Origin of the sequence: Necropsobacter rosorum (genome assembly GCF_964241405.1) — a bacterium.
In the GTDB taxonomy this organism is placed as follows: Bacteria; Pseudomonadota; Gammaproteobacteria; order Enterobacterales; family Pasteurellaceae; genus Necropsobacter; species Necropsobacter rosorum.
On record NZ_CAXSXF010000003.1, the window covers coordinates 127,217 to 152,214 of the forward strand.

Annotated in this window: 26 protein-coding genes; 13 read left to right on the plus strand and 13 right to left on the minus strand. The window is 49.9% G+C overall.

The annotated features are described in order from the left end of the window. The first annotated feature begins 50 nt into the window (after positions 1-50). Positions 51-878, plus strand: coding sequence for an SDR family oxidoreductase (locus ACESOH_RS07150; RefSeq protein ID WP_373100520.1), 828 nt, complete (start codon positions 51-53; stop codon positions 876-878). Positions 879-978: 100 nt separating this feature from the next. Next, a complete protein-coding gene (gene argG, locus ACESOH_RS07155) occupies positions 979-2,310 on the plus strand; it encodes an argininosuccinate synthase (protein WP_373100521.1) in 1,332 nt (443 codons plus the stop codon). 120 nt (positions 2,311-2,430) lie between these two features. Here argG and ACESOH_RS07160 read toward each other — a convergent pair whose 3' ends face one another. The 4 genes from ACESOH_RS07160 to ACESOH_RS07175 form a co-directional block, all read right to left on the minus strand. After that, complete coding sequence (locus tag ACESOH_RS07160; protein WP_032092157.1) at positions 2,431-2,898, minus strand: Lrp/AsnC family transcriptional regulator; 468 nt, start codon at positions 2,896-2,898, stop codon at positions 2,431-2,433. 176 nt (positions 2,899-3,074) lie between these two features. Beyond that, the gene (locus ACESOH_RS07165; RefSeq protein ID WP_373100522.1) at positions 3,075-4,592 is read right to left on the minus strand and encodes a YfcC family protein; all 1,518 of its coding nucleotides are present in this window, start codon (positions 4,590-4,592) and stop codon (positions 3,075-3,077) included. Positions 4,593-4,665: 73 nt separating this feature from the next. Continuing rightward, positions 4,666-5,595 carry a carbamate kinase gene (gene arcC / locus ACESOH_RS07170; RefSeq protein ID WP_032092155.1) on the minus strand — a complete coding sequence of 310 codons (930 nt, stop codon included), beginning with the start codon at positions 5,593-5,595 and terminating at the stop codon, positions 4,666-4,668. 13 nt (positions 5,596-5,608) lie between these two features. Beyond that, the gene (locus tag ACESOH_RS07175; RefSeq protein WP_373100523.1) at positions 5,609-6,613 is read right to left on the minus strand and encodes an ornithine carbamoyltransferase; all 1,005 of its coding nucleotides are present in this window, start codon (positions 6,611-6,613) and stop codon (positions 5,609-5,611) included. 323 nt (positions 6,614-6,936) lie between these two features. On the opposite strand from ACESOH_RS07175, the gene ACESOH_RS07180 reads away from it, so the two are divergent. Continuing rightward, positions 6,937-7,827 carry a VirK/YbjX family protein gene (locus tag ACESOH_RS07180; RefSeq protein WP_373100524.1) on the plus strand — a complete coding sequence of 297 codons (891 nt, stop codon included), beginning with the start codon at positions 6,937-6,939 and terminating at the stop codon, positions 7,825-7,827. A gap of 73 nt (positions 7,828-7,900) precedes the next feature. Here the strand turns inward: ACESOH_RS07180 and nadE are convergent, their stop codons facing one another. From nadE to ACESOH_RS07195, 3 genes are read right to left on the minus strand one after another with little or no spacing between them, the layout of a single operon-like run. Continuing rightward, positions 7,901-8,647, minus strand: a complete 747-nt coding sequence (gene nadE / locus ACESOH_RS07185) for an NAD(+) synthase (protein ID WP_373100525.1) — start codon at positions 8,645-8,647, stop codon at positions 7,901-7,903. Between the two features lie 29 nt (positions 8,648-8,676). Next, positions 8,677-9,699, minus strand: coding sequence for a PTS sugar transporter subunit IIC (locus ACESOH_RS07190; RefSeq protein ID WP_373100526.1), 1,023 nt, complete (start codon positions 9,697-9,699; stop codon positions 8,677-8,679). 5 nt (positions 9,700-9,704) lie between these two features. Then, entirely contained in the window at positions 9,705-10,823 is a 1,119-nt protein-coding gene (locus ACESOH_RS07195) for a nicotinate phosphoribosyltransferase (protein WP_373100527.1), read from the minus strand. Positions 10,824-11,136: 313 nt separating this feature from the next. Between ACESOH_RS07195 and cmk the strand changes: the two genes are divergently transcribed. From cmk to yciH, 7 genes are all read left to right on the plus strand, one after another. Further along, positions 11,137-11,853, plus strand: coding sequence for a (d)CMP kinase (cmk, locus tag ACESOH_RS07200; RefSeq protein WP_373100528.1), 717 nt, complete (start codon positions 11,137-11,139; stop codon positions 11,851-11,853). A gap of 68 nt (positions 11,854-11,921) precedes the next feature. Next, positions 11,922-13,571 (plus strand): 30S ribosomal protein S1, encoded by a 1,650-nt coding sequence (rpsA, locus tag ACESOH_RS07205; RefSeq protein WP_032092149.1) that lies wholly within the window; start codon positions 11,922-11,924, stop codon positions 13,569-13,571. A gap of 70 nt (positions 13,572-13,641) precedes the next feature. Beyond that, positions 13,642-13,926, plus strand: a complete 285-nt coding sequence (locus ACESOH_RS07210) for an integration host factor subunit beta (protein WP_373100529.1) — start codon at positions 13,642-13,644, stop codon at positions 13,924-13,926. Between the two features lie 94 nt (positions 13,927-14,020). Further along, entirely contained in the window at positions 14,021-14,314 is a 294-nt protein-coding gene (locus ACESOH_RS07215) for a LapA family protein (protein ID WP_032092147.1), read from the plus strand. A gap of 2 nt (positions 14,315-14,316) precedes the next feature. Continuing rightward, positions 14,317-15,507, plus strand: a complete 1,191-nt coding sequence (lapB, locus tag ACESOH_RS07220; RefSeq protein ID WP_032092146.1) for a lipopolysaccharide assembly protein LapB — start codon at positions 14,317-14,319, stop codon at positions 15,505-15,507. An 18-nt stretch (positions 15,508-15,525) separates the two neighbouring features. Then, positions 15,526-16,221 carry an orotidine-5'-phosphate decarboxylase gene (pyrF, locus tag ACESOH_RS07225; protein WP_373100530.1) on the plus strand — a complete coding sequence of 232 codons (696 nt, stop codon included), beginning with the start codon at positions 15,526-15,528 and terminating at the stop codon, positions 16,219-16,221. Position 16,222: 1 nt separating this feature from the next. Beyond that, positions 16,223-16,543 (plus strand): stress response translation initiation inhibitor YciH, encoded by a 321-nt coding sequence (yciH, locus tag ACESOH_RS07230; protein ID WP_373100531.1) that lies wholly within the window; start codon positions 16,223-16,225, stop codon positions 16,541-16,543. Between the two features lie 63 nt (positions 16,544-16,606). Here yciH and ACESOH_RS07235 read toward each other — a convergent pair whose 3' ends face one another. Both ACESOH_RS07235 and gyrA read right to left on the minus strand, forming a co-directional pair. After that, positions 16,607-16,957, minus strand: a complete 351-nt coding sequence (locus tag ACESOH_RS07235; protein ID WP_373100532.1) for a SirB2 family protein — start codon at positions 16,955-16,957, stop codon at positions 16,607-16,609. 143 nt (positions 16,958-17,100) lie between these two features. After that, positions 17,101-19,761 carry a DNA topoisomerase (ATP-hydrolyzing) subunit A gene (gene gyrA, locus ACESOH_RS07240; protein ID WP_373100533.1) on the minus strand — a complete coding sequence of 887 codons (2,661 nt, stop codon included), beginning with the start codon at positions 19,759-19,761 and terminating at the stop codon, positions 17,101-17,103. Between the two features lie 150 nt (positions 19,762-19,911). Between gyrA and ubiG the strand changes: the two genes are divergently transcribed. Then, entirely contained in the window at positions 19,912-20,622 is a 711-nt protein-coding gene (ubiG, locus tag ACESOH_RS07245) for a bifunctional 2-polyprenyl-6-hydroxyphenol methylase/3-demethylubiquinol 3-O-methyltransferase UbiG (protein ID WP_373100534.1), read from the plus strand. Between the two features lie 51 nt (positions 20,623-20,673). On the opposite strand, the gene fur is transcribed toward ubiG, so the two are convergent. From fur to ACESOH_RS07265, 4 genes are all read right to left on the minus strand, one after another. After that, positions 20,674-21,114, minus strand: a complete 441-nt coding sequence (fur, locus tag ACESOH_RS07250) for a ferric iron uptake transcriptional regulator (RefSeq protein WP_032092140.1) — start codon at positions 21,112-21,114, stop codon at positions 20,674-20,676. Between the two features lie 29 nt (positions 21,115-21,143). After that, a complete protein-coding gene (fldA, locus tag ACESOH_RS07255) occupies positions 21,144-21,671 on the minus strand; it encodes a flavodoxin FldA (RefSeq protein WP_032092139.1) in 528 nt (175 codons plus the stop codon). A 5-nt stretch (positions 21,672-21,676) separates the two neighbouring features. Continuing rightward, a complete protein-coding gene (gene ybfE / locus ACESOH_RS07260) occupies positions 21,677-21,961 on the minus strand; it encodes a LexA regulated protein (protein WP_032092138.1) in 285 nt (94 codons plus the stop codon). A 122-nt stretch (positions 21,962-22,083) separates the two neighbouring features. Further along, complete coding sequence (locus ACESOH_RS07265; protein WP_373100535.1) at positions 22,084-22,863, minus strand: alpha/beta fold hydrolase; 780 nt, start codon at positions 22,861-22,863, stop codon at positions 22,084-22,086. A gap of 80 nt (positions 22,864-22,943) precedes the next feature. Between ACESOH_RS07265 and seqA the strand changes: the two genes are divergently transcribed. After that, the gene (gene seqA / locus ACESOH_RS07270) at positions 22,944-23,570 is read left to right on the plus strand and encodes a replication initiation negative regulator SeqA (protein WP_373100536.1); all 627 of its coding nucleotides are present in this window, start codon (positions 22,944-22,946) and stop codon (positions 23,568-23,570) included. A 23-nt stretch (positions 23,571-23,593) separates the two neighbouring features. Beyond that, positions 23,594-24,997: an o-succinylbenzoate--CoA ligase gene (menE, locus tag ACESOH_RS07275; RefSeq protein WP_373100537.1), complete on the plus strand. Its 1,404-nt coding sequence runs from the start codon at positions 23,594-23,596 to the stop codon at positions 24,995-24,997. Position 24,998: the final 1 nt, after the last annotated feature.

The following is a 24,998-nucleotide window of genomic DNA, read 5'->3' on the forward strand; positions in this document are numbered from 1 at the left end:
GATTTTGCGCTAGAATCGACCGCACTTTCGTGTAATTTCATTGAGGTATTATGAGGTCGGTTGCAATTGTCGGCTTAGGGTGGCTTGGCCTGCCCCTTGCCCGTCATTTAAAAAATCTGGGCTGGGAGGTAAAAGGCACAAAGCGTACGCATGACGGCGTCGAGCAAATGCGTCTGCTGCGACTGGAAACCTATCATCTTGAACTGACCCCCGAGATTAATGCCGATCCTGACGATTTGAGCGCGTTGTTCGCCGTCCGTTCGCTGGTGATTAATATTCCGCCGAGCCAGTATTTTTTTGAACTGAACCAATATGTAGAAGGGGTCAAAAATCTGGTGAACGAGGCGCTGTTGCAGGGCGTGCAGCATATTATCTTTATCAGCTCCAGTTCGGTGTTTGCCGAGGTTTCCGGTCGTTTCGACGAGTCCGTGCCGCCGCAGCCGGACAGCGAAACGGGGCGGGCGCTGAAAGCGATTGAACAGTGGCTGTTTCAGTTATCCGATATTGACTGCGATATTGTTCGCTTCAGCGGGCTGGTGGGCGATGATCGTCATCCGGTGCGTTTTCTGGCCGGCAAACAGGCACTGAGCGGCGGCAATACGCCGGTCAATCTGGTGCATGTGGAAGATTGCGCGCGCGCCATTCAGCTGTTGCTGGAAACGCCGGGTTCTCAGCGTTTGTATCATTTATCCGCACCGCTGCACCCGAACAAGGCGGAATATTATGCCCGCATGGCGCAGCGACTGGGCGTAGCGCCGCCGCAATTTATTTGCAGCGCACAGGATCCGCAGCGGATTATTCTGGCGGATAAAATCTGCCGCGAACTGGGTTTTGTGTATCAGTATCCTGACCCGGATCAAATGCTGCCGCGCGAATAGCACCGTTAAAGTGCGGTGGACTTTGGGCCGGTTTTCATTGATAATAGACCGATTTTTTTGCGAAAACGATTACTTAAACCACAATAATAAGGTATTACTTATGTCAAACACAATTTTACAACATCTTCCTGCCGGTCAAAAAGTCGGTATTGCCTTTTCCGGCGGACTGGACACCAGCGCGGCATTGCTGTGGATGCGTCAGAAAGGCGCGGTGCCTTATGCGTATACCGCCAATCTGGGTCAGCCCGATGAAGAGGATTATAATGCGATCCCGCGCAAAGCGATGGAATACGGCGCGGAAAATGCACGTTTAATCGACTGTCGCAGCCAGCTGGCGCACGAAGGTATCGCGGCGATTCAGTGCGGGGCGTTTCATGTTTCCACCGGCGGCGCAACCTATTTCAACACCACACCGTTAGGGCGAGCGGTAACCGGTACCATGCTGGTGTCGGCGATGAAAGAAGATGATGTCAATATCTGGGGCGACGGCAGCACCTTTAAAGGCAATGACATTGAGCGTTTTTATCGTTACGGATTATTAACCAATCCGCAGCTGAAAATTTACAAACCGTGGCTGGATCAGCAGTTTATTGATGAACTGGGCGGACGTCACGAAATGTCCGAATTTTTAATCGCCAACGGTTTCAATTACAAAATGTCGGTGGAAAAAGCCTATTCTACCGATTCCAATATGCTCGGCGCCACGCACGAAGCCAAAGATCTGGAATTATTAAGCACCGGCATCAAAATCGTTAAACCGATTATGGGCGTGGCGTTCTGGGACGAAAAGGTGGAAGTGAAAACCGAAAGCGTAACCGTACGTTTTGAAGAAGGCGTGCCGGTGGCGTTAAACGGCAAAACCTTTACCGATGCGGTGGAACTGTTTCTGGAAGCCAACCGTATCGGCGGCCGTCACGGATTAGGTATGTCGGATCAAATCGAAAACCGCATTATTGAAGCCAAAAGCCGCGGCATTTACGAAGCGCCGGGCATGGCGCTGCTGCATATCGCCTACGAACGTTTAGTCACCGGTATTCATAATGAGGATACGATCGAACAATACCGCATTAACGGGTTGCGTTTAGGGCGTTTGCTGTATCAGGGACGCTGGTTTGATCCGCAGGCGCTGATGCTGCGGGAAACCGCGCAGCGCTGGGTGGCGCGCGCAATCAGCGGCGAAGTGACGCTGGAATTGCGCCGCGGTAACGACTATTCCATTTTGAATACCGAATCGCCGAATCTGACTTATGCGCCGGAACGTCTGAGTATGGAAAAAGTGGAAAATGCGCCGTTTGATCCGATTGACCGTATCGGTCAGCTGACTATGCGGAATCTGGATATTGTGGATACGCGCGCGAAACTGGGGGTTTATTCCGACGCCGGCTTGCTGGCCGTGAGTAATGATGTGCTGTTGCCGCAGTTGAAAAAATAAAGCAAAAACTATCGATATTTTGACCGCACTTTTGCCGATGCTCAGGCCGGCGATAAAAGTGCGGTCGTTTTTTTGCATAAATTCCGATGATGCCGGGCGCATGATAACGGTAAAAGCGGGCTAGAGCGGCAGTTCAGTGGTGTTTTTGACGGTTTTGAGAATAATCTCGGTTTTCAGATTTTTTATGCCGAGTTCTTTGGTGAGATATTTCTTTTTGCAGGTATAAAATTCATCCAGATCGGCAACCTGCAGCTTCAGGATAAAATCGTAATCACCCGCCATTAAATGACATTCGGTGATTTGCGGAATCAGTTTCATTTCGAACATAAACCTTTCCCGCTGTTTAACGTCTTCCTCGAAAAAGGAGCCCAGCGCATAGACGGTCAGGCCGCAGTTGAGTTTTTTCGGATCGAGGATTGCCGTGTATTTGTTGATGAATCCGTTTTGTTCCAGCAGGTTGACGCGTCTTAGGCAGGCGGAATTGGATAGCCCGACTTCCTGTGCCAGTTCATTATTCTGTAAACGACCGTTTTGCTGTAAGGCGCGTAAAATTCTGGTATTAATGTTATCCAATATTTTATTGGCCATATGTTTTCCTCCTCAAATCGTGCTTTCCCTATAAAGGATAGGAAAAATCCATTTCTGAAACGGGTTATGCTGAATTCATATTGTTATGGTAAGGTTGCTTGATTATATAAAATTAAGGGACGGACAGGTTACTTTGATTGTCCGATATACAAAGTAACCTGTTCATATTACAGGGCTTAAGCGTACATTTGCACCTGAATGACGAGTAACGCGGAACCGATTACCAGTAGCGCGCCGATCATCGGCAGTACGAATTTTACCCATCTGTCGAACGGAATATGCAGCATTTGCAGCGTAACCAGCACCAGACCGGTCGGCGCAAGGAACAGCATGGCATATTGCCCCCAGTTGTAGGCGGAAACCACGATATGACGCGGAATCCCGACCGCATCGGCCAACGGCGCCATAATCGGCATTGATAGTACGGCAAGGCCGGATGAAGACGGCACGAACAAGCCCAGGATGATAAAAATCACCAGCTGAGTCAGAATAAAAATGGTAGTCGGCATGCCGGCGACGATGTCGGACATATAAGCCAGAATGGTATCGGAAATCATGCCTTCATCCAGCACCAGATTCACGCCGCGCGCCAGCCCGATAATCAGCGAAACGCCGACCAATTCCGAGGCGCCGCGGGTAAAGGAGTCGATAATATCCTGTTCCGATAAGCCGGAAATAAACATGATGATGATCGTCAGCGTCAGGAACGATGCCGCCATTTGCGGGAACCACCAGCCGCCCGCCATAACGCCCCAGATCATAATCGGAAAGGCAATGCAGAAAATGCCGAGAATAATTTTTCTTCTGGTGCTGAATTGCAGTTCGGTGGACGGATCGTAATTGTGCATGTAGCGGTTGTAAAATTCTTCCCGATCATCATAGGTGTAGGAAAAACTGGCGTCCGCTTTGATTTTTTTACAATACCAGTACATATAACTGATCACGCAGGCGGAACCTAAGATTAATCCGATAAAACGGAAGGTGATGCCTTCGGTAAACTGAATGCCGGCGGCGTTTGAGGCGATTACCACGGAAAACGGGTTGACGGTGGAAAAGGCGGTGCCCATGGAAGAGGCCAGAAAAATCGCCCCGACGCAGACAATGGCATCATAGCCCAAGGCCAAAAATACCGGCACCAGTATCGGGTAGAACGCCACCGCCTCTTCTTCAATACCGCAGGTGGTACCGCCGATAGCCATTAACACGCAGACGCTGAACACGATCAGAAATTCGTTACCTTTGGTGCGTTTGGCCAGCGCGCTGAGCCCGGCGTTAAAGGCGCCGGTTTTGTTGATCACACCAATCATTCCGCCGAGTACGAAGATAAACACCATCACATCGGCCGCCTCGATGGTGCCTTCTACCATGCTGATAGTGATATCTTTGATGCCTTTCGGGTTTTGTTCAACCCGCTGATAAGAGCCGGGAATGGCGATCGGTTTGCGAATGGTGCCTTCGGTGAAATTGCTTAAGGCTATTTTGATATTTAATTTGTCCAGTGATTCCGTGGTGGCGGGCAGAATCCGGTCGGGTTGCTGATAGGTTTTAACCACAAAGTTATCGGCGGACGGATTGTAAGTCAGTTTAGAATAGGAACCCGCCGGGATAATCCAGGTCAGTCCGACGGCGATAATCAAAATAATAAATAAAATCGAAAATGCCGTAGGAAATTTAAATGTTTTCTTTGTGCCCATGATGAACTCCTCGTGATACGGCTTACGTTAAAATCAGAGATGCGCCTGTTCAGACGCATCTTTGCGGCGCGGGTTAGTCATATTCAATCTCGGATACCTGTGGGGTTATCCTTGTTCCCGCTTTACCTTTCACAATCTCGACAATATCGGACAGCGAGCCGATAACGGCGTCATGTCCGGAATGTCGCACGAAATTGACCGCCGCCTGTACTTTCGGCCCCATGGAACCGGAGGCGAATGCCAGTTTTTCGATGGCATCGGGATTGGCTTTGGCGATGGCTTTTTGGCTCGGTTTGCCCCAATCCACAAAAACCGCAGACACGTCGGTGGCGATAATAAACAGATCCGCATCCAGATTTTCCGCCAGCAGGGCGGAGCAGAGATCCTTATCGATGACCGCTTCAACCCCTTGCAGATTGCCCTGTTCGTCATAATAAGTCGGAATGCCGCCGCCTCCGGCGCAGATCACGATACTGCCTTTTTCCAGCAGCCATTTTACCGGGCGGATTTCAAAAATACGTTTCGGCAACGGACTTGGCACCACGCGGCGGTATTTGTCACCGTCCTGCGCGATAGACCAGCCTTTTTCCTTGGCCAGATTTTCCGCTTCTTCTTTGGTGTAAACCGGGCCGATGGGTTTGGTCGGCTTTTTGAACGCCGGATCTTTCGGGTCCACCTCAACCTGTGACAGCAACGTGGCGAACGGCGCTTCAAACGGCAACAGATTGCCCAGCTCCTGTTGGATCATATAGCCGATCATCCCGACGGATTCCGCCCCCAGTACATCCAGCGGATAAGTGGACACCTCTTTATAAGCCGCGCCCTGTAAGGCGAGCAAACCGACCTGCGGCCCGTTGCCGTGGGTGATAACCAGTTCATTATTCGGATAAATTTTAGCGATTTGTTCACAGGCAATACGCACATTCTGGCGTTGATTCTCGGCGGATAACGGCTCACCGCGACGCAGCAGCGCGTTGCCGCCTAAAGCAATAACGATTCTCATACGGATCCTCCGGTTAAATTAAGCTGGCGACCATCACCGCTTTAATGGTGTGCATGCGGTTTTCCGCCTGTTCAAAGGCGATATTCATCGGCGATTCGAATACCGCTTCGGTCACTTCAATGCCGTTGGCCAGCTGCGGATATTTTTCTGCGATTTGTTTACCGACTTTGGTTTCGCTGTTATGAAATGCCGGCAGGCAGTGCATAAATTTCACCTTCGGATTGCCGCTGCGTTGCATCAACGCCGGTGTCACCTGATAAGGCATTAACAGATCAATGCGTTCGCCCCAGCTGTCCAGCGGTTCGCCCATGGACACCCAAACATCGGTATGCACGAAATCCACCCCTTTTACCGCCGCATCGATATTGTCGGTAACGGTCATTCTGGCGCCGCTTTGTGCTGCGAATTGTTGACATAAACTGACCAGCTCATCATCCGGCAATAAGGCTTTCGGCCCGCACACCCGCACATCCATCCCCAGTTTGGCGCCGATCAGCAACAAGGAATTGCCCATATTGTTGCGCGCATCGCCGATATACACATAGCTGATTTCGCCGAGCGGCTTGTCGCAGTGTTCGATCATAGTCAGCACATCAGCCAGCATTTGGGTCGGGTGGAATTCATCGGTCAGACCGTTAAACACCGGCACGCCGGCATATTGCGCCAGCTCGTCCACCACGCTTTGTTTGAAACCGCGGTATTCAATGGCGTCATACATGCGCCCCAGTACGCGCGCGGTATCTTTCATGCTTTCTTTATGCCCGATCTGAGAGGAAGTCGGATCGATATAAGTCACTTGCGCGCCCTGATCATAGGCGGCGACTTCAAAGGCGCAGCGGGTACGGGTTGAGGTTTTTTCAAAGATCAGCGCAATGTTTTTGCCTTTCAGGTTCTGTTGTTCGGTACCGGCGTATTTCGCACGTTTAAGATCTCTTGATAAATCAAGCAGATATTTTATTTCGCGTTCAGAATGGTTAACCAGACTGAGCAGATGCCGGTTTTTCAGATTAAAAGCCATAATCAATTCTCCTTATCAACGGATGGATTATTAAACGGATATCGCATATCCCCTGTACTACGCGAAAAAGGGTATCAGTCTTCGTGTTGAATTTGGTTGCGTTTTTGGCGGCGTAATGTAAATTTTTGAAATAAAATTCTAATTTAGAGGAGAGAATTGCGATTAAATTTTAAGATCTCAAGAAGCCTGCCATTTAACAGCATTAAATATTTGAACGGGAATTGTCTTTTTTTTCGACGATTAACAAGTTTCAGGCTTAAAAGTGCGGTTATTTTTTGCTACAATCCGCCGCCGTTAATATTTTTGTATTAATGGTATATAAAATGTATAAACTCTCTCATTTTCCGACGTTTGCGGAAATGTATCCTACGGAAAAACGCTGGCAGAAAAAGCTGCGCAGTTATCTTCGTTATCACCTTTATCGGTTCATTTATGCCCGTTATTGCCGGGAATTAATGTATTTTCTACACCTCCATCCCTTATGGGAAACTCTGTTCGCCCGTTCTCCTTATCGCATCAATACGCTGCTGGCGAAATACTGCGATAAGCGTTTTGGCGTCAAGCGGCGGCTAAATGCGATTAGCGCGAATTTCACGCTGGCGGAACAAAAATTTACCTACGCCAAGGCGCAATCTCTGATACGGGAAGAACGCCTGTTGCTGGCTACGTTGACGGATGAGCTGGATCTTTATTTGAATATCAACAAAATCGATCCGTTCGAAGGTTTTTTTTCACTGAATATTATCGATCGCCGTCAAGAGAGCATTTATGATGCGTCTTTCGCCTTTTTGCCGGACAACACGCTGTTGATTACCTCCATTCAGGGGCCGCATTATGCGCAGGCGCAGGCGGTCATTCGGGCGGCGACCAAAAATTTACACGGCATCCGTCCGATGTTTATGCTGATTCACGCCTTTCAGCTGCTGAGCGAAACATTAGGCTGCGAATTGTGCGGCATTCCGCATAAACATCAGGCTAAATACCGCTGGAACGATTCGAGCAAATTAGTGTTTCACTATGACACATTCTGGCAGGAAAACCACGGCGTATATGATAAGCAATGCGGCTACTGGCTTTTACCGCGCACTTTAGCGCGTAAAAGTGAGGCAGAGATTCCAAGTAAAAAGCGTTCCATGTATCGCAAACGCTACGACATGCTTGACAGCACGGCCCGGCAAATCCGGCAGTTTTTTGCCGCCGAAAACGTGGCATAAAATAACCGCACTTTGGCTTTACCTCGCATCGGCATAGTCAAAGTGCGGTCGGATTTTACGGGATTTTAGACGATTATGCCGCCGTAATCTCTTCAACGGATTGCGGTACCGGCGGCAGGCGGCGTTTGTGGTGTGAGCGCCGGTGCCAGAATTCAATTTGTGTCAGCGCCTGCGGCGATACGCTTTCACCGCGCAGAAAGGCATCGATATCACGATAACTGACGCCCATTTCGTCTTCGTCGGTTTGTCCCTGCCACAAGCCCGCACTGGGCGATTTCGCCAATAATTCGGACGGCACGTTTAACAGGGCGGCCAGTTCATACACTTGTTCTTTGCGCAGCCGCAGCAGCGGCGCAATATCCACGCCGCCGTCGCCGAATTTGGTGAAATAGCCGGTCAGCCATTCTGCCGCATTGTCGGTGCCGACCACGATTGCCTGATGGCTTTGCGCATAAGCATACAGCGAAATCATGCGCAAACGTGCCTGCAGATTGCCGGCAATCACGTTTTGGCGCGCCGCCTGTGCATTGAACAGCGGCTGCATGGTTTGCATAAAGGTGCGGTAGGTGTCGATAATCGGCACTTCCAGCACGGGGCAGCCGGCGCTTTCGGCGACCAGATAGGCGTCTGCAATATCCTGTTCAGAGGTGGTTTCGGAAGGCAGAATCAACCCCTGTACCGGGGCGGCGCAGCGGGTTAATAAATGGGCGACCACGGCGGAATCAATGCCGCCGCTGATGCCGACCACATAGCCTGCCGCGCCGTAGTCCAGACGTTGCTGTTCCAGCCATTGCAGTAAGTAATTCAGATAGTTTTGCATGAGTTTATCCTTGTAGATGGTATAGCGAATTATACATTTAGTGTTAAATCGCCCGCTTTAATCCAGCCTTTGCGACGCATAAATGCGGCAACTAATAAGGTTAATACGGCGGGTAAAACAAAATGCAGCAATAATATCGCCGACCATACCGGCAATGTATTTCCCATGGCGTTCAGCGTGCCGATTTGACCGACCAGCCCGCTGGTGCCCATGCCGGCGCCGGAAGGAATATTCTGCATCTGAAACCAGACCGTCGCAAAGGGCGCGATAATGGCGCCGGCTAAGGTCGGCGGCAGCCAGATTTTAGGGTTTTTAACGATATTCGGCATTTGCAGCATGCTGGTGCCGAGCCCTTGGCTGAGCAGTCCTGCCCACCGGTTTTCACGAAAGCTCATCACGGCGAAACCGACCATTTGCGCACAGCAGCCGATGGTCGCCGCCCCGCCGGCCAAGCCGCTTAATGACAGCGTGATGGCAATGGCGGCGCTGGAAATCGGCAGGGTTAAAATCATGCCCATTAATACCGATACGATGATGCTCATGGGAATCGGCTGGAGCTCTACCGCCCATATGATAAGCTGGCCGGTTTCGTGCATCAACGTTGCCAGCATCGGCCCGATTAATTTTGCGGCGCTCATGCCGGCGATCAGGGTGACGGCGGGGGTGACTAAAATGTCTATCGGCGTGAGTTTACTGACCAGTTTGCCGCATTCGGCACCGATTGCCGCGGCAATAAAACAGCCGACCGGCCCGCCGAGCGTCGCGCCTAATATGCCGGTGGTGGTACTGGTCAGCAATACCAGCGGCGGTGCTTGTAACGCATAAGCTACGCCGACCCCGATAGCCGCGCCCATGCTTGACTGGGCTTGTGCGCCCAGTTCGGTCAGCCATGGCTGGCTCAACCAGCCGCCCAGATTTTTCAGGATCAGCCCGATAATCAGCGAACCGAATAATCCCAGCGCCATAAAATTCATGGCATCGATCGCATAACGGCGCAGGCTGAATTCGATATTGCGGGCGGCCAGAAAGGTTTTCACCGTATTATATGTCATGCGCGTCAACCTTCGGAAACCGGCGAAAATTCCACCGCACTTAGGCGCGGATTAAAACTATAGCGGCGTCCTTGTTTAGCCTGTTCTTTGCCGTTCAAACGGACGCAGTCGCCGGTAAAACCGATATTGACTTTGAGCAGACTGGAACCCACGCCGTAGGAATCCACCGGGGCGTTCTGCGCTTCAAAACGGCGGATTTTGTCGGCATCGAAACCGCCGCTGACGATAATTTTTACCCGCGGAAAACCGGCGGCGTCCAGCTGTTCGCGCAGACGGCGCACCAGACAGACATTGGTGCCGCGCAGATCTTCCTGACCGAATTCGTGCTGATTGCGTAAAAAATACTGATCGACCATATTGGCGGCGGTATCCAGACGCACGCCATATAAACGATCGCCGAAATGGCGGGCGACCTTCAGGCTGTCGGTGATCACATCATTGTGATAATCCACCAGCGCGACCAGATTATCTTCGGGATAAGTGGCTAAATAGGCTTCGCAGGCGTTGATCAAATCGCCGTCGAATAACTGAATCAGCGCATGCGGCATGGTGCCGACGCCTTCTTTGCCCCACCATTCGTTCATCGCGTGAGTCGCCTGCGCCGCCACACCGCCGATATACGCGGAATAACCGTCGCCGGCCTGTTGCGAGAAGTGATCATCGCGATCGCCCATAAAAATCACCTGCTTGCTGCCGGCGGCCTGCACCACGTTATAAACATTGGTGGCGACGGATGTGCGGCGTGCCAGTACGCCGTCGATTAAGCCCTCCAGATAGCCGAAATCTTCATAATAACCTTCGATCATCAATACCGTTTCAAAGGGCTTGATTTTGTCGCCGTCGTTCAGGGCATGAATTTTTAACTGCTGGGGATTAACGGCAAAGGTGTGCAGCAATGCAATGGCTTCGTCCACTCCGCAGAGAATGGCGTCTTTTTTCTGGAAAAACTGCATGGTGACCCGTTGCTTCGGGCGGCGTTGTTTAATGATTTCAGCGGTTTTCAGAAAATAAACTGCCGAGAACCAGCCGTCTTGAATGCGGGAATCGAACTTAAAGGTTTTGTTGGTTAAACGCGGAATGCTGCCTTGCCGTTTCAGCTCAAATTCTTTATTTATCGTTTCCACATTTTGCTCCTTATATAAGTTTACATGCCTTAAATGGAAAGTGTTTGCTACAAAATATAGTGCGTAAGCTATACCTATTCAGCCCAAAAAGCAAGCGTTAGTCTCGTTCGGCAAAGGCCGATTCGGCCCCGCGCGGCATATTGCCTGCGGATTATCTCGACTGAAATTTATAACATGATGAAAAATAATGGGTTTTTCAGTATGAAATTATTGTTTATGGATTATGCGGATCTTCGGGTAAAATCACCGGGGTTATTACCGCCTGAAAGTGCGGTCGGATTGAAGGCATTTTTTATTATATAAAGAGTAAATTATGACAAATTATACAGTGATTACCGTGGATGGGCCGAGCGGAGCCGGAAAAGGCACCTTATGTTATGCGCTGGCAGAGAAATTAGGGTTTGCATTATTAGACAGCGGCGCGATTTATCGTGTTACTGCGTTGGCGGCGCTGAAAAAGCAAGTGGCGCTGGAAGATGAAACCGCCCTTGCCGAACTGGCGGCGGGGCTGGAGATTGAATTTTTGCCGCAGGCCGGTGAGGTGATGATTTTCCTGCAAGGCGAAGATGTCAGTGGCCAGATCCGCACGCAGGCCGTGGCGGAAGCGGCCTCGAAAATTGCGGTATTCCCGCAAGTGCGCGCCGCGCTTTTGCAGCTGCAACGCGATTTTGCCACTGAAAAAGGTTTGATTGCCGACGGGCGGGATATGGGGACGGTGGTTTTCCCTGACGCGCAGGTTAAACTGTTTTTGGACGCCAGCGCGGAAGAAAGAGCGAAAAGACGCTATAATCAGTTGCAAAGCAAAGGGATTAATGGTAACTTTGCACAGATTTTGGCCGAGATAAAGGCGCGCGACAACCGCGACAGAAACCGTCCGGTGGCGCCGCTGAAACCCGCGCCGGACGCCTTGCTGCTGGACAGTACCGAATTAGGTATTGATCAGGTTGTTGCCCGTGCGTTAGTCTATATTCGGCAACGGCTTGTTTTGCGGTCGGAATCATCGGAATCCGTTTATTCAGGGAACGAATAAATATGTATTATCAGCCCCACTTTTATGGATATGAAGTGGACGTTATTAACTAACTTAGAAGATTAATTATGTCAGAATCTTTTGCTCAACTCTTTGAAGAATCATTAAAAGGCCTGGAAACCCGTTTGGGTTCTATCGTTAACGGTACTGTTGTCGCGATTGAAAAAGGCTTCGTTTATGTCGATGCCGGTTTGAAATCCGAAGCGCGTATTCCGGCGGAAGAATTCCAGAATGCACAAGGCGAGCTGGACGTTAAAGTCGGCGATGTCATCAATGTGGCACTGGATGCGGTGGAAGACGGTTACGGCGAAACCAAATTATCCCGTGAGAAAGCCGTTCGTCACGAATCCTGGATTGAATTGGAAAAAGCATACGAAGAACAAGCGACCGTAACCGGTTTAATCAACGGTAAAGTGAAAGGCGGTTTCACAGTTGAGCTGAACGGCGTGCGCGCATTCTTACCGGGTTCTCTGGTAGATACCCGTCCGGTGCGTGACACTACACACCTTGAAGGCAAAGAGCTGGAATTCAAGGTGATTAAACTGGATCAAAAACGCAACAACGTGGTAGTTTCCCGTCGTGCGGTGATCGAATCTGAAAACAGTCAGGATCGTGAAGAAATTTTAGCCAGCCTGTCTGAAGGCGCGGAAGTCAAAGGTACCGTTAAAAATCTTACCGATTACGGTGCGTTTGTTGATTTGGGCGGTGTTGATGGCTTACTGCATATCACTGATATGGCCTGGAAACGTGTTAAACATCCGAGCGAAATCGTTAATGTCGGCGATGAAATCACCGTTAAAGTCTTGAAATTTGACAAAGACCGTACCCGCGTATCCTTAGGCTTAAAACAGTTGGGTCAGGATCCATGGGTGGCGATTGCTGAAAATCATCCGGTCGGCAGCAAATTAACCGGTAAAGTGACTAATCTGACCGATTACGGCTGTTTCGTGGAAATTTTAGAAGGCGTTGAAGGATTAGTTCACGTTTCCGAAATGGACTGGACAAACAAAAATATTCATCCGTCTAAAGTGGTCAGCCTTGGCGATGTGGTTGAAGTCATGGTACTGGAAATCGATGAAGAACGTCGTCGTATTTCGCTGGGCTTAAAACAATGCAAACCTAACCCGTGGTTACAATTTGCCGAAACTCACAATAAAGGTGACAAAGTTTCCGGTAAAATCAAATCCATCACTGATTTCGGTATCTTCATCGGTCTGGAAGGCGGTATCGACGGCTTAGTGCATTTATCCGATATTTCCTGGAACGTACCGGGCGAAGAAGCAGTTCGTAGCTACAAGAAAGGCGATGAAGTGTCCGCCGTCGTATTGCAGGTGGATTCCGCTAAAGAACGTATTTCTTTAGGCATCAAGCAGCTTGAAGAAGACCCGTTCAATAACTTCGTTGCGCTGAACAAAAAAGGCGCGGTAGTCAGTGCGAAAGTGGTTGAAGCTGATGCGAAAGGCGCCAAAGTGGAACTGGACGGCGGCGTTGAAGGCTATATCCGTGCTGGCGATTTAACCAGTGAAGTTGCTGCCGGCGATACCGTTGAAGCAAAATACACCGGTGTGGATCGTAAAGCCCGTATCGTTCACTTATCCGTAAAAGCGAAAGATCAGGCTGAAGAAGCGGCAGCGGTTGCAAGCGTCAACAACAAGCAGGAAGATATTGCAATGCCGAATGCGTTTGCTGAAGCGTTCAAAGCGGCGAAAGGCGAGTAATTAAGCATTCCCTTAAAACGACCGGCGCAATGTTGTAAGCTGCCGGCCGATAAGAGGTGAGGAGAATATTATGACCAAGTCAGAACTTATTGAAAATTTAGTTCAAAAAAATCCTTCCGTACCGGTTAAAGAGGTAGAAAACGCGGTGAAGGACATTTTAGAACAGATGTCGCAGACGTTAGAAAACGGTGATCGTATCGAGGTTCGCGGCTTCGGCAGTTTTTCATTGCATTTTCGCCAACCGCGTATAGGTCGTAACCCGAAAACCGGTGATCAGGTAAAACTGGAAGCCAAATCGGTACCTCACTTTAAAGCGGGTAAAGAGCTGAGAGAACGTGTAGATGTTCGGGCATAATATATCAACTAATTGAAATAACGGCACTTTAAGTGTCGTTTTTTGTGTTTATTTTTGGCATAATGATACGCACAGATTTCCAGGGAGAACCGCTATGATTAAATATATTTTTGGCTTTATTATTCTGCTCGCCGTTGTATTGGTTGCGATTACCGTCGGCGCCAATAATGATCAAATCATTTCATTTAATTATATTGTTGCGCAAAGCGAAGTGCAGCTTTCCACTCTGGTTGCGATTCTATTCGGTTTAGGATTAATTTTAGGCTGGCTTATCTCGGCGTTCTTCTATCTGAAATTAAAACTGAAAAATATGTCTCTTGCCCGCCAGATTAAACGTCAGACATTACAAATTAACGAATTGGCCACCAGCCGAGACAAGGCCGTCTGATAATGCTTGAACTGCTCTTTCTTCTGTTGCCGATTGCCGCCGCTTACGGTTGGTACATGGGGCATCGCAGCGCGAAAAAAGATCAGGACGATATCAGCAATAAACTTTCCCGCGATTATGTGACCGGGGTAAATTTTCTGTTATCCAACCAGCCGGATAAAGCGGTGGATTTATTTTTGGCGATGCTGCAAAAGCAGGAAGCCGAGAATGAAATAGAAAGCGCCTCCCGCTTTGAAGCGGAACTGACTTTAGGGAATTTATTCCGTTCGCGCGGTGAGGTCGATCGCGCTTTGCGCATTCATCAGGCGCTGGATCGCAGTCCGAATTATAGTTTTGAACAGAAATTACTGGCAAAACAGCAGCTTGCCAGAGATTTTATGGCGGTCGGTTTTTTTGATCGCGCCGAGAATTTATACATTGCTCTGGTGGATGAACCGGACTTCGCCGAAGGGGCGCTACAGCAGCTGGCGATTATTTATCAAAAAACCAAAGAATGGAAAAAAGCGATTAATGTCGCCGAGAAGCTGGCCAAAATCGCCCCGAAAGAAGATAACATCGAACTGGCGCATTATTATTGCGAATATGCACAGGGGCTGGATGCGCAAAGCAAAGATAAACCGATTGAAATTCTACAGCAGGCCCTGAATGTTGCGCCGAGTTGCGTCCGCGCTTCCATGTTGCTGGCGGAAGCCTATATGGTTCGGTTGGATTACCAAAGTGCGGTCAAAAATTTTGAAAATATTTTGCATCAGAATGCCGATTATGTGGGCGAAGTGCTGCCGGCGCTGAAGTACTGTTATCAGGAATTAAACCAGCTGGATAGTTTCGAGCTGTTTTTAATTAAAGCCAGTCAGATTTGTCATAACAGCGCGGTGGATCTGGCGCTGGCGGATTTAATCGCTGAAAAAGACGGTTCGTTTGCCGCCCAGACCAAACTGTACCAGCAACTGAATCAAAATCCGAGTACGTTTATTTTTCACCGCTTTATTCAGTATCAGATTGATAATGCGGAACCGGGAAGGGCGAAAGACAGTCTGATTCTGTTGCATAAAATGGTCGGCGAGCGGATAAAACAAGGGTTTGATTACCGCTGCATAAACTGCGGTTATCAGACGCATAAACTGACATGGTGCTGCCCGTCCTGCCGTCAGTGGGAAAGTATCAAACCGATTCGTGGAATTGAACATAATTGAGTTAATAAGGAAAACGTTATGAGCAGTAAAGTCATCGTAGCATTGGATTATGAAAAAGAACAACAGGCGCTGGCGTTGGTGGATCAGATTGATCCGGGTTTATGCCGTCTGAAAGTGGGCAAAGAAATGTTTACCACCTTGGGCACGCAGTTTATTAAACAATTGCACCAGCGTAATTTTGATGTGTTTTTGGATTTAAAATTCCATGATATTCCGAATACGGTGGCCAGAGCGGTGCGTTCGGCAGCGGATTTAGGTGTCTGGATGGTGGACTTGCATGCCAGCGGCGGGTTGCGCATGATGGAAGAGGCAAAAAAAATTCTGGAACCTTACGGCAAAGATGCGCCGATTTTAATTGGCGTGACGGTGCTGACCAGTATGGAAGATCTGGATTTATTACAGATCGGTATTAACGCATCGCCGATGGAACAGGTGATTCGCCTGGCTAATTTAACTCAGCGTGCCGGATTGGACGGTGTGGTCTGTTCGCCTCAGGAAGTGGAAATTCTGCGCGCTCACTGCGGTAAAGATTTTACTCTGGTGACGCCGGGCATTCGTCCTATCGGTGCCGATTTCGGTGATCAGCGCCGGGTAATGACGCCGCCGGCAGCCATTCAGGCCGGTTCCGATTATTTGGTTATCGGCCGTCCGATTACACAGGCGGATAAACCGGCGGAAGTGTTACGCGCAATCAATGTGTCGATTGAAGGTTAATATGTCGGACAGCGTATTGGTTTATTCGACGCAGGGCGGGCGAATAAAAGCCGAGGACAAACCGGCGGCAAGACCGAAAGGTGATGGTATCGTACGCATTCAGCGACAAGCCAGCGGCCGCAAAGGCAGCGGCGTCAGCCTGATTAGCGGTTTGGATTTAAGCGATGACGAACTGAAAACGCTGGCCGCCGGATTAAAAAAACGCTGCGGCTGCGGCGGTGCGGTAAAAAACGGCTGCATTGAAATTCAGGGAGATAAACGCGATCTGCTTAAATCGTTGCTGGAACAGCAAGGATTTCGTGTCAAATTAGCGGGCGGTTAACGACGAATTAAAACCGAAAACATAAAAATGTCGGGCGGATAAATTAACACCGTCCGGCATTTTTTAATGAAAATAGCCCAGCAGCATGGCGCCGATAAAGGCGGCAACCGCAAATAATAATTTACGGGTTTTGGGTGGTGTGGCACTTTTATGAAAATAGCCGGCGGCACAGATTACATAGCAAATCAGCAGAACCAGTTTGCCGATAATCCACCACGGGAAGCCGAATTGCAGGGTAAACAGAATAATCGCACCGCTGAGAATCAGTAAAGTATCGGATAAGTGCGGTAGCATTTTTAACAGTTTTATTGCCCGCCAGTCTTTACCGCGAAGTTGCATCGTTCCGCGTACGACTAACAGGGCGAGGCTGGTAAAAGCACAGATGATATGAAGGTAAATTAACGAAAGTATCATGGGTTACGGCTTAATATTGACTAAATGCGGCGATTCTAACATTCGCCCGCCGAAAAGGAAATCGGCCTGCGTGGAAAAGCAAGGATTTCCTGATTTGGATCATAAAAAGAAAGCGGACATCATGTCCGCTTTCTTGATCTGATTTATTCCGGCGAATTTTCGACCGCACTTTCCGGGCTTGTCTCTTCGTCATCATCGGCATCGCAGACCCGTTCTAGACTGACCAGCTGCTCGTTTTCGACGGTACGAATCAAGCGTACGCCCTGTGTATTGCGCCCGACCACGCTGACTTCGCTGACCCGGGTTCTGACTAAGGTGCCGGCGTCGGTAATCAGCATAATCTGATCGTTTTCTTCCACCTGCGCGGCGGCCACCACTTTGCCGTTACGTTCGCTGACCTTAATGGAAATCACCCCTTTGGTATTGCGCGATTTGGCCGGATATTCTTCCAGACCGGTGCGTTTGCCGTAGCCGTTTTGGGTGGCGGTCAGAATGGCGCCGCCGTTTTTCGGCACGACTAACGACACGACTTTATCGATATTGAGATCCGGGTTTTCATCGCTATTGTCATCGGAAATCTCTTCATTTTCGACCGCACTTTCTTCATCCGACAGCGTATCGTTTAAGGCCAGTTTTATCCCGCGCACGCCGGTTGCCGAGCGCCCCATGGCGCGCACGGCGTTTTCGTCGAAACGCACCACGCGACCCTGTGAGGAGAACAGCATGATTTCATTGCTGCCGTCGGTAATATCCACCCCGATCAGTTCGTCTTCATCACGCAGGTTCAGGGCGATAATGCCGTTTGAACGCGGGCGGCTGAACTCGGTCAGCGCGGTTTTCTTCACGATACCGCCGGCCGTGGCCATGACCACGAATTTGTTTTCTTCATACGCGGAAACCGGCAGAATGGCCGTGATGCGTTCGTTATCTTCCAGCGGCAGAATATTCACAATCGGACGACCGCGCGCACCGCGACTGGCCTGCGGCAGCTGATAAACTTTTAGCCAATAGAGGCGACCGCGGCTGGAAAAACACAGAATCGTATCATGGGTATTGGCAACCAGCAGGCGCTCAATAAAATCTTCTTCTTTCATTTTGGTCGCGGATTTGCCTTTGCCGCCGCGGCGTTGCGCTTCATAATCGGTTAACGGCTGGTATTTCACATAGCCTTCGTGCGACAGCGTGACGACCACATCTTCTTGGGCAATCAAATCTTCCAGATTAATATCTCCGGAGGCGGCGGTGATTTCGGTGCGGCGCGGATCGTTAAATTCCAGTTTTACCCGTTCCAGTTCTTCGCGCAACACTTCTTTCAGCCGTTCGCTGCTGTTCAGAATACGCAGCAGTTCGCCGATTTCGAGTAAAATTTCCTGATATTCATTGACGATTTTCTCGTGTTCCAGACCGGTCAGGCGTTGCAGGCGCAAATCCAGAATGGCGCGCGCCTGTTCTTCGGACAGATAATACCGACCGTCTCTGACCCCGAATTGCTCCGCCAGATCTTCCGGGCGGGAGGCATCCACGCCAGCGGCTTCCAGCATGGCCTGCACATTGCCGAGCTCCCAGCTGCGCGAGAGTAGGCCCTCGCGCGCTTCATCGGCGGTTTTGGAGGCGCGGATTAATTCAATCACCGGATCAATATTGGCCAAGGCAATCGCCAGCCCTTCTAAAATATGGGCGCGTTCGCGTGCTTTGCGCAGTTCGAATACGGTGCGGCGGGTCACCACTTCGCGGCGGTGTTTAACGAAAGCGGCGATGATTTGTTTGAGATCGAATAATTTCGGTTGACCGTGATCCAGCGCCACCATATTGATCCCGAAAGTGACCTGCATTTGGGTCAGCGCATAGAGATGATTCAAGACCACTTCGCCGACCGCATCGCGTTTGACTTCGATCTCAATGCGGAATCCTTCTTTGTTGGACACATCCAGTACGTTGCTGATGCCATCGATTTTTTTATCACGCACCAGCTCGGCGATTTTTTCCACCAAACGGGCTTTATTGACCTGATAAGGGATTTCGGTCACGATAATGGTTTCGCGGCCTTTGTCGTTCGTCTCGATTTCCGCTTTGGCGCGCACATAGACTTTACCGCGCCCGGTTTTGTAGGCTTCTTCAATGCCTTTGCGGCCGTTGATCAGCGCTGCAGTCGGGAAATCCGGGCCGGGAATATATTGCATTAATTCATCGATACTGATGTCTTCGTTGTCGAGATAAGCCAGACAGCCGTCCAGCACCTCGCCTAAATTATGCGGCGGAATATTGGTCGCCATCCCCACGGCAATACCGGAAGAACCGTTAACCAGCAAGGCGGGAATTTTAGTCGGCAGCACATCGGGAATCATTTCCTTGCCGTCGTAGTTCGGCGAGAAATCCACGGTTTCTTTATCAAGATCGGTGAGTAATTCCTGCGTGATTTTCTGCATCCGGACTTCGGTGTAACGCATCGCCGCCGGCGCATCGCCGTCCACCGAACCGAAGTTACCCTGTCCGTCCACCAGCATGTAGCGCAGCGAAAAAGGCTGTGCCATGCGCACAATCGTGTCATAGACCGCGCTGTCGCCGTGCGGATGATATTTACCGATCACATCACCAACCACGCGCGCGGATTTGACATAGGCTTTATTATGCGTGATACCGCTTTGATCCATAGAGAAAAGTACACGGCGGTGTACGGGTTTCAGGCCGTCTCGTACGTCGGGTAAGGCACGTCCGACAATCACGGACATCGCATAATCAAGATATGAAGATTTTAATTCTTCTTCTATACTGACGGGCGTAACGTTTGGGACTAAATCAGTCATTCAGGTCTTCCTAATATGGTAAAAAAACTGGCGGAATTATAGCATAATTTCTATTGTTCCTCTAATGTTCCGCAAATTTTATAGTGAATTTTTACCGCACTTAGGGAATAATGATGCATTATTTCTATTTTGATTATCAGAAGGTTAAGCATGCACAATCTTGATCCGCAGGAGTTGGATAAATTTGAAAAAATGGCGGACGGCTGGTGGGATCCGCAGGGCGATTTTAAACCGATTCACCGGCTTAATCCGCTGCGTCTCGATTATATTTTGCAGCAGGCGAACGGCTTGTTTGCAAAACGGGTGCTGGATGTGGGCTGCGGCGGCGGCATTCTGGCCGAGAGTATGGCAAAACAGGGCGCGAACGTAACGGGAATCGATATGTCGGCTGCACCGCTGGAGGTTGCCGTCAACCATGCGCGCGAAAGCGGTGTGCAGATTGATTACCGGCAAACGACGGTGGAAGATTTTCTGCAAAAACAGACCGCACTTGGGGCGCAGAAATTCGATGTGATAACCTGCATGGAAATGCTGGAGCATGTGCCGCAGCCGGCTTCGGTCATCCGCAGCTGCAAACAGTTGTTGAAACCGGACGGCGTGCTGTTTCTGTCCACCATTAACCGTACCTTTAAAGCTTGGACGCTGGTTGTGCTGGGGGCGGAGTATATTCTGAAAATGCTGCCGCAAGGCACGCACGATTACGATAAATTTATCCGTCCGGCGGAGCTGTTGCAGTGGACGGATGAGGCGCAGTTGGAATGCCGCAATATGACGGGCTATCACTATAACCCGCTAAGCGGCCGTTTCCGCTTAAATCGCGATGCCAGCTGCAATTATATGGCGGTATTTCACGCCAAATAGCGCAAATGGCGCGCTTTCGGCGCAAAACAAAGGACGCCGCGGCGTCCTGGGTTATTTTTTATTGTTTTCGTCGCAATGCTCGATATCACTGCATTTGCCGTATAAATACAGGCTGTGGGTTTTTAGTTTAATACCGTGCTCGGCGCTGATTTCGCGCTGGCGTTTTTCAATCACTTCGTCATTGAACTCGAACACCTTACCGCAATCGACGCAGATAATGTGATCATGATGTTCCGTCGGCGCCAGTTCGAAAACCGATTTATTACCTTCAAAATTGTGACGGGTCAGAATATTCGCTTCATCGAACTGGTTCAATACGCGATATACCGTCGCCAGACCGATGTCTTCACCTCGTTCCAGCAACATTTTATACACGTCTTCCGCAGAAAAATGTGACATTTCATGCTCTTGCATTAATGCTAAAATCGTCAGACGCGGTTCGGTGATTTTTAAGCCGGCCTTTTTGAGTAATTTGATGTTTTCTTCAGACATAAAATGCCCCTTTTTTGAGATTAAGCGGATTATTCAACCAATTGATCTAAACACATTTCATCGTAAACCTGTTTAGTCCATTTTTCCACACGCTCGGCCGTTAATTCGGGCTGGCGATCTTCATCGATACACAAACCGACGAAAGTATTGTCGTCAATCAGCGCCTGTGACGATTCAAAATGATAGCCTGCGGTCGGCCAGTTACCGACGATAATGGCGCCTTTCGGTTCAATGATATTGCGCACGGTTCCCATCGCATCGCAGAAATAGTCGGCGTAATCTTCCTGATCGCCACAGCCGAAAATGGCGACTAATTTGTCGGTGAAGTCGATTTCTTCCAACGTTGGGAAAAAATCGTCCCAGTCGCATTGCGCTTCGCCGTAATACCAAGTCGGGATCCCAATCATCAGAAAATCGTAGGCCTCAATATCTTCTTTGGTACTTTTGGCAATATCGCGAATATCGACGATTTCGGCGCCCAATTGTTTTTGAATCATTTTGGCAACGTTTTCGGTGTTGCCGGTATCACTACCATAAAATAAACCAACGATAGCCATGTTTATTACCTGTTTTCCTTAATATCAAAATAATTTTGTAAAATCGTTACGACGACATCCGAACGACTAACCCCCCGAACGGACGCCAAATCTTCCAGTTTCTGCACCAAACCGCTATGTAATTTCAACTCCACCCGCTTTAAACCGCTGGATTTATCGCGTTTAAGCTGATTACGTTTATTGATACGGATTTGTTGCTCGCGGCTCAGCGGATTCGTTCTCGGGCGTCCTACCCGCGGCGTGTTAGCAAACAGATCTAAAGTGATGCAGTCGGCATCTTGTTTTGCCATTTTTCAACCCACTGAAATTATTCAACACGCAGCTAATTGAGAATGATAAGCTACAACGCTAAGATGGGGCGAACTATAACATAATTCAAGGGCGATTTAAACCCTATTCACACAACCCGAAATCAGGATAAAAAGCGCTGTACGGCGCGGATGACGGCATCCGGTTTTTCTGCGTGCACCCAATGTCCGCTGCCGTTAATGGTAAAGGCGCCGGCATGCGGAAACTGCGCCGTAATCTCATCCCGGTATTCCGGCAGAATATAATCCGACAGCCCGCCTTTGATAAATAATGTCGGTTTGGAGAAACTCACCGCCTGCCAGTCCATCAGCTTGGCATAATTGGCGTAAAGTGCGGTCAGATTGAAGCGAAAACGTTCGGGGCAATGAGCATCAAAGGATTTCAGCATAAACTGCTGCACGCTTGCCTGCGGAATATGTTGCGCCAGAATCGGTTTTGCCTGCTGACGGGTTTGCGCCTGCGCCCGTTTTACCGCAAACAAACCGGCAAACACACTATCATGCCCGTGGTTGCCGTACGCTACCGGAGCGATATCGATAACAACCAGTTTTTCCGTTAATTCGGGACGTAACGCCGCCGCCGTCATCGCCGTTTTGCCGCCCATGGAATGCCCGATTAAAATCACTTTATCCAGCTGCAGATAATCAATCAGATGCAGCAAATCCTGCGCCATCAGCGCATAATTCATTTCATCGCTGTGAAAGCTGTGCCCGTGATTACGCAAATCGACGCGCAGAATCGGATAATCGTCGGCGAAAGCGCGGGCGATCACGCCTAAATTGTTCATATCGCCGAACAAACCGTGAATAAAGATTAGCGTAGGTTTGCTAGTCGGTTGTTTTAATTGATTAAATTGGAAATTCAGTAAATTTTGTTGCGACATAATTTTTGCATAGAGTATTTGTAGAGAAGTCGTTATAATGTTGCAAAAGCGTAAACAGATCAAGCAAGTGGAGAGAAAAAATGAAAATAATCGAAGTGGATGAAGAACTTTATCAATATATTGCCAGCCAGACGCAATCTATTGGCGAAAGTGCCTCCGATATTCTGCGTCGTTTACTGCATTTTTCTTCCGCTAAAAGTGCGGTCAAAAATGAGCCGGTTTTTACCCCGCCGCTAAACGCCGAAAGCGCGCCGGAGGCTGAAACGGCGTCGGTGGCTGAAGTCTCGCCGAACCGGGTGGAAAATGCGGCATCACAGCCGCCGAAAAAACAATCCGAGGCAGCGATTTCTCAGCTTGTCGGCAAAGTCCGCGCGCTGCTGACATCGGAAACTTTCCTGCAGGAAAGTAAAGCGGTCGTGCGGTTTTTAGATATTCTGCGCGTGCTGTACCGCACAAATCCGGAGAGCTTTGCGCAGGCGACAGAATCGCTGCAGGGGCGAACCCGGGTGTATTTTGCGCGCGATGAAGCCACATTACTGATGGCGGGCAATCATACCAAACCGAAACAGATTCCGGACACGCCGTATTGGGTCATTACCAATACCAACAGCGGGCGCAAAATGCTGATGCTGGAAGGGGCGATGCAATCAATGCACTTGCCGGCCGAACTGATTGATGAAGTCCGAGCCTTTTTCACCGCCAATTAAGCGGGCATATCAGGCACATTTTCATGCTATTTCCTTGGCGGCAATATGCCGACTCCGCATCCTATCAACACAGGATTGCCTTGCGTGATGAGCAGGGTAATCTTTTCACTTGGGCGCAGCTGGCAGCGCACATCGCACATTATGCCGCCGCCTTACGCGCACAGGGCGTTAAGGCGGGCGACGGCATTGCCCTACAGGGCAAAAACAATTGCCGTCTGGTGTTGCTGTATCTGGCGGCGATTGAGCTCGGCGCGCGGGTGCTGGGGCTCAATCCGGCGTTTCCGGCGGAAAAAGCCGGCTGCCTTTGTCAGCGTAATCGGATCCGCTTTTATTATTCGGCAAGCGCAGAAACGTTGCCGAATCTGACCGCACTGAGCTTGTCGGTCGGACAGGCTGATGCTTTGCCGGATTTTGAAACCGGCGCGGATTTTCAGCGCCCGGCGACGATGACCTTAACATCCGGCTCCAGCGGGATGCCGAAAGCGGTGGTACATAATGTGCAGGCTCATCTGGATAATGCGCGCGGAGTGTGCGAGTTAATGGCATTCGGCGCGCAGGATTGCTGGTTGTTATCGTTACCGCTGTACCATGTATCCGGTCAGGGCATTATCTGGCGCTGGCTGCATGCCGGCGCGCAATTGCATGTACCGGCGTGCGATTTTTATGCCGATGTGCTGCAAGCCAGCCATGTTTCGCTGGTACCGACCCAGTTGCGCCGCTTGCTGGCTTATATTCGGCAGCATCATATCGCGCAGTTTGCCACCCGCCATATTTTGCTCGGCGGCAGTCATATTCCGATCGAACTGACCCAACAGGCGCAGGCGCTGGGCATACAAACCTATTCCGGCTACGGGATGACCGAAATGGCCTCCACCGTGTTTGCCAAACTAAGCGACCGATTCGCCGGTGTCGGCCGGCCGCTGCCCGGACGGGAATTTCGCTTAGTCAATGAGGAAATCTGGCTGCGCGGCGCCGGGCTGGCGTTGGGGTATTGGCAGGATGACGGCATTGTCGCCATGGTCAACCCGCAAGGCTGGTTGCAGACAAAAGATAAGGGACTGTGGCAGAATAATGAGCTGGTGGTGGTCGGGCGGCTGGATAATATGTTTATTTCCGGCGGCGAGAACATTCAGCCGGAAGAGATCGAAAAAATCATTTTGGGTTTCGAGCATGTCGAACAGGTATTTATTCTGCCGGTGGCGGATGACGAGTTCGGTCAGCGCCCGCTGGCAATGGTAAAATTCCGGGATGGTTTCAGCCAAAGTGCGGTCGAAAATTTAACACTTTGGCTGGCGGATAAATTAGAAAAGTTTAAACAGCCTGTGCGCTATTTACCTTTAGCGCCCGAATCGTGGCAGCAACAGGGCAATATTAAAATTTCCCGCGCACAGCTGAAAGCGCAGTTAGCGAAATTATTAGGAAAGTAAA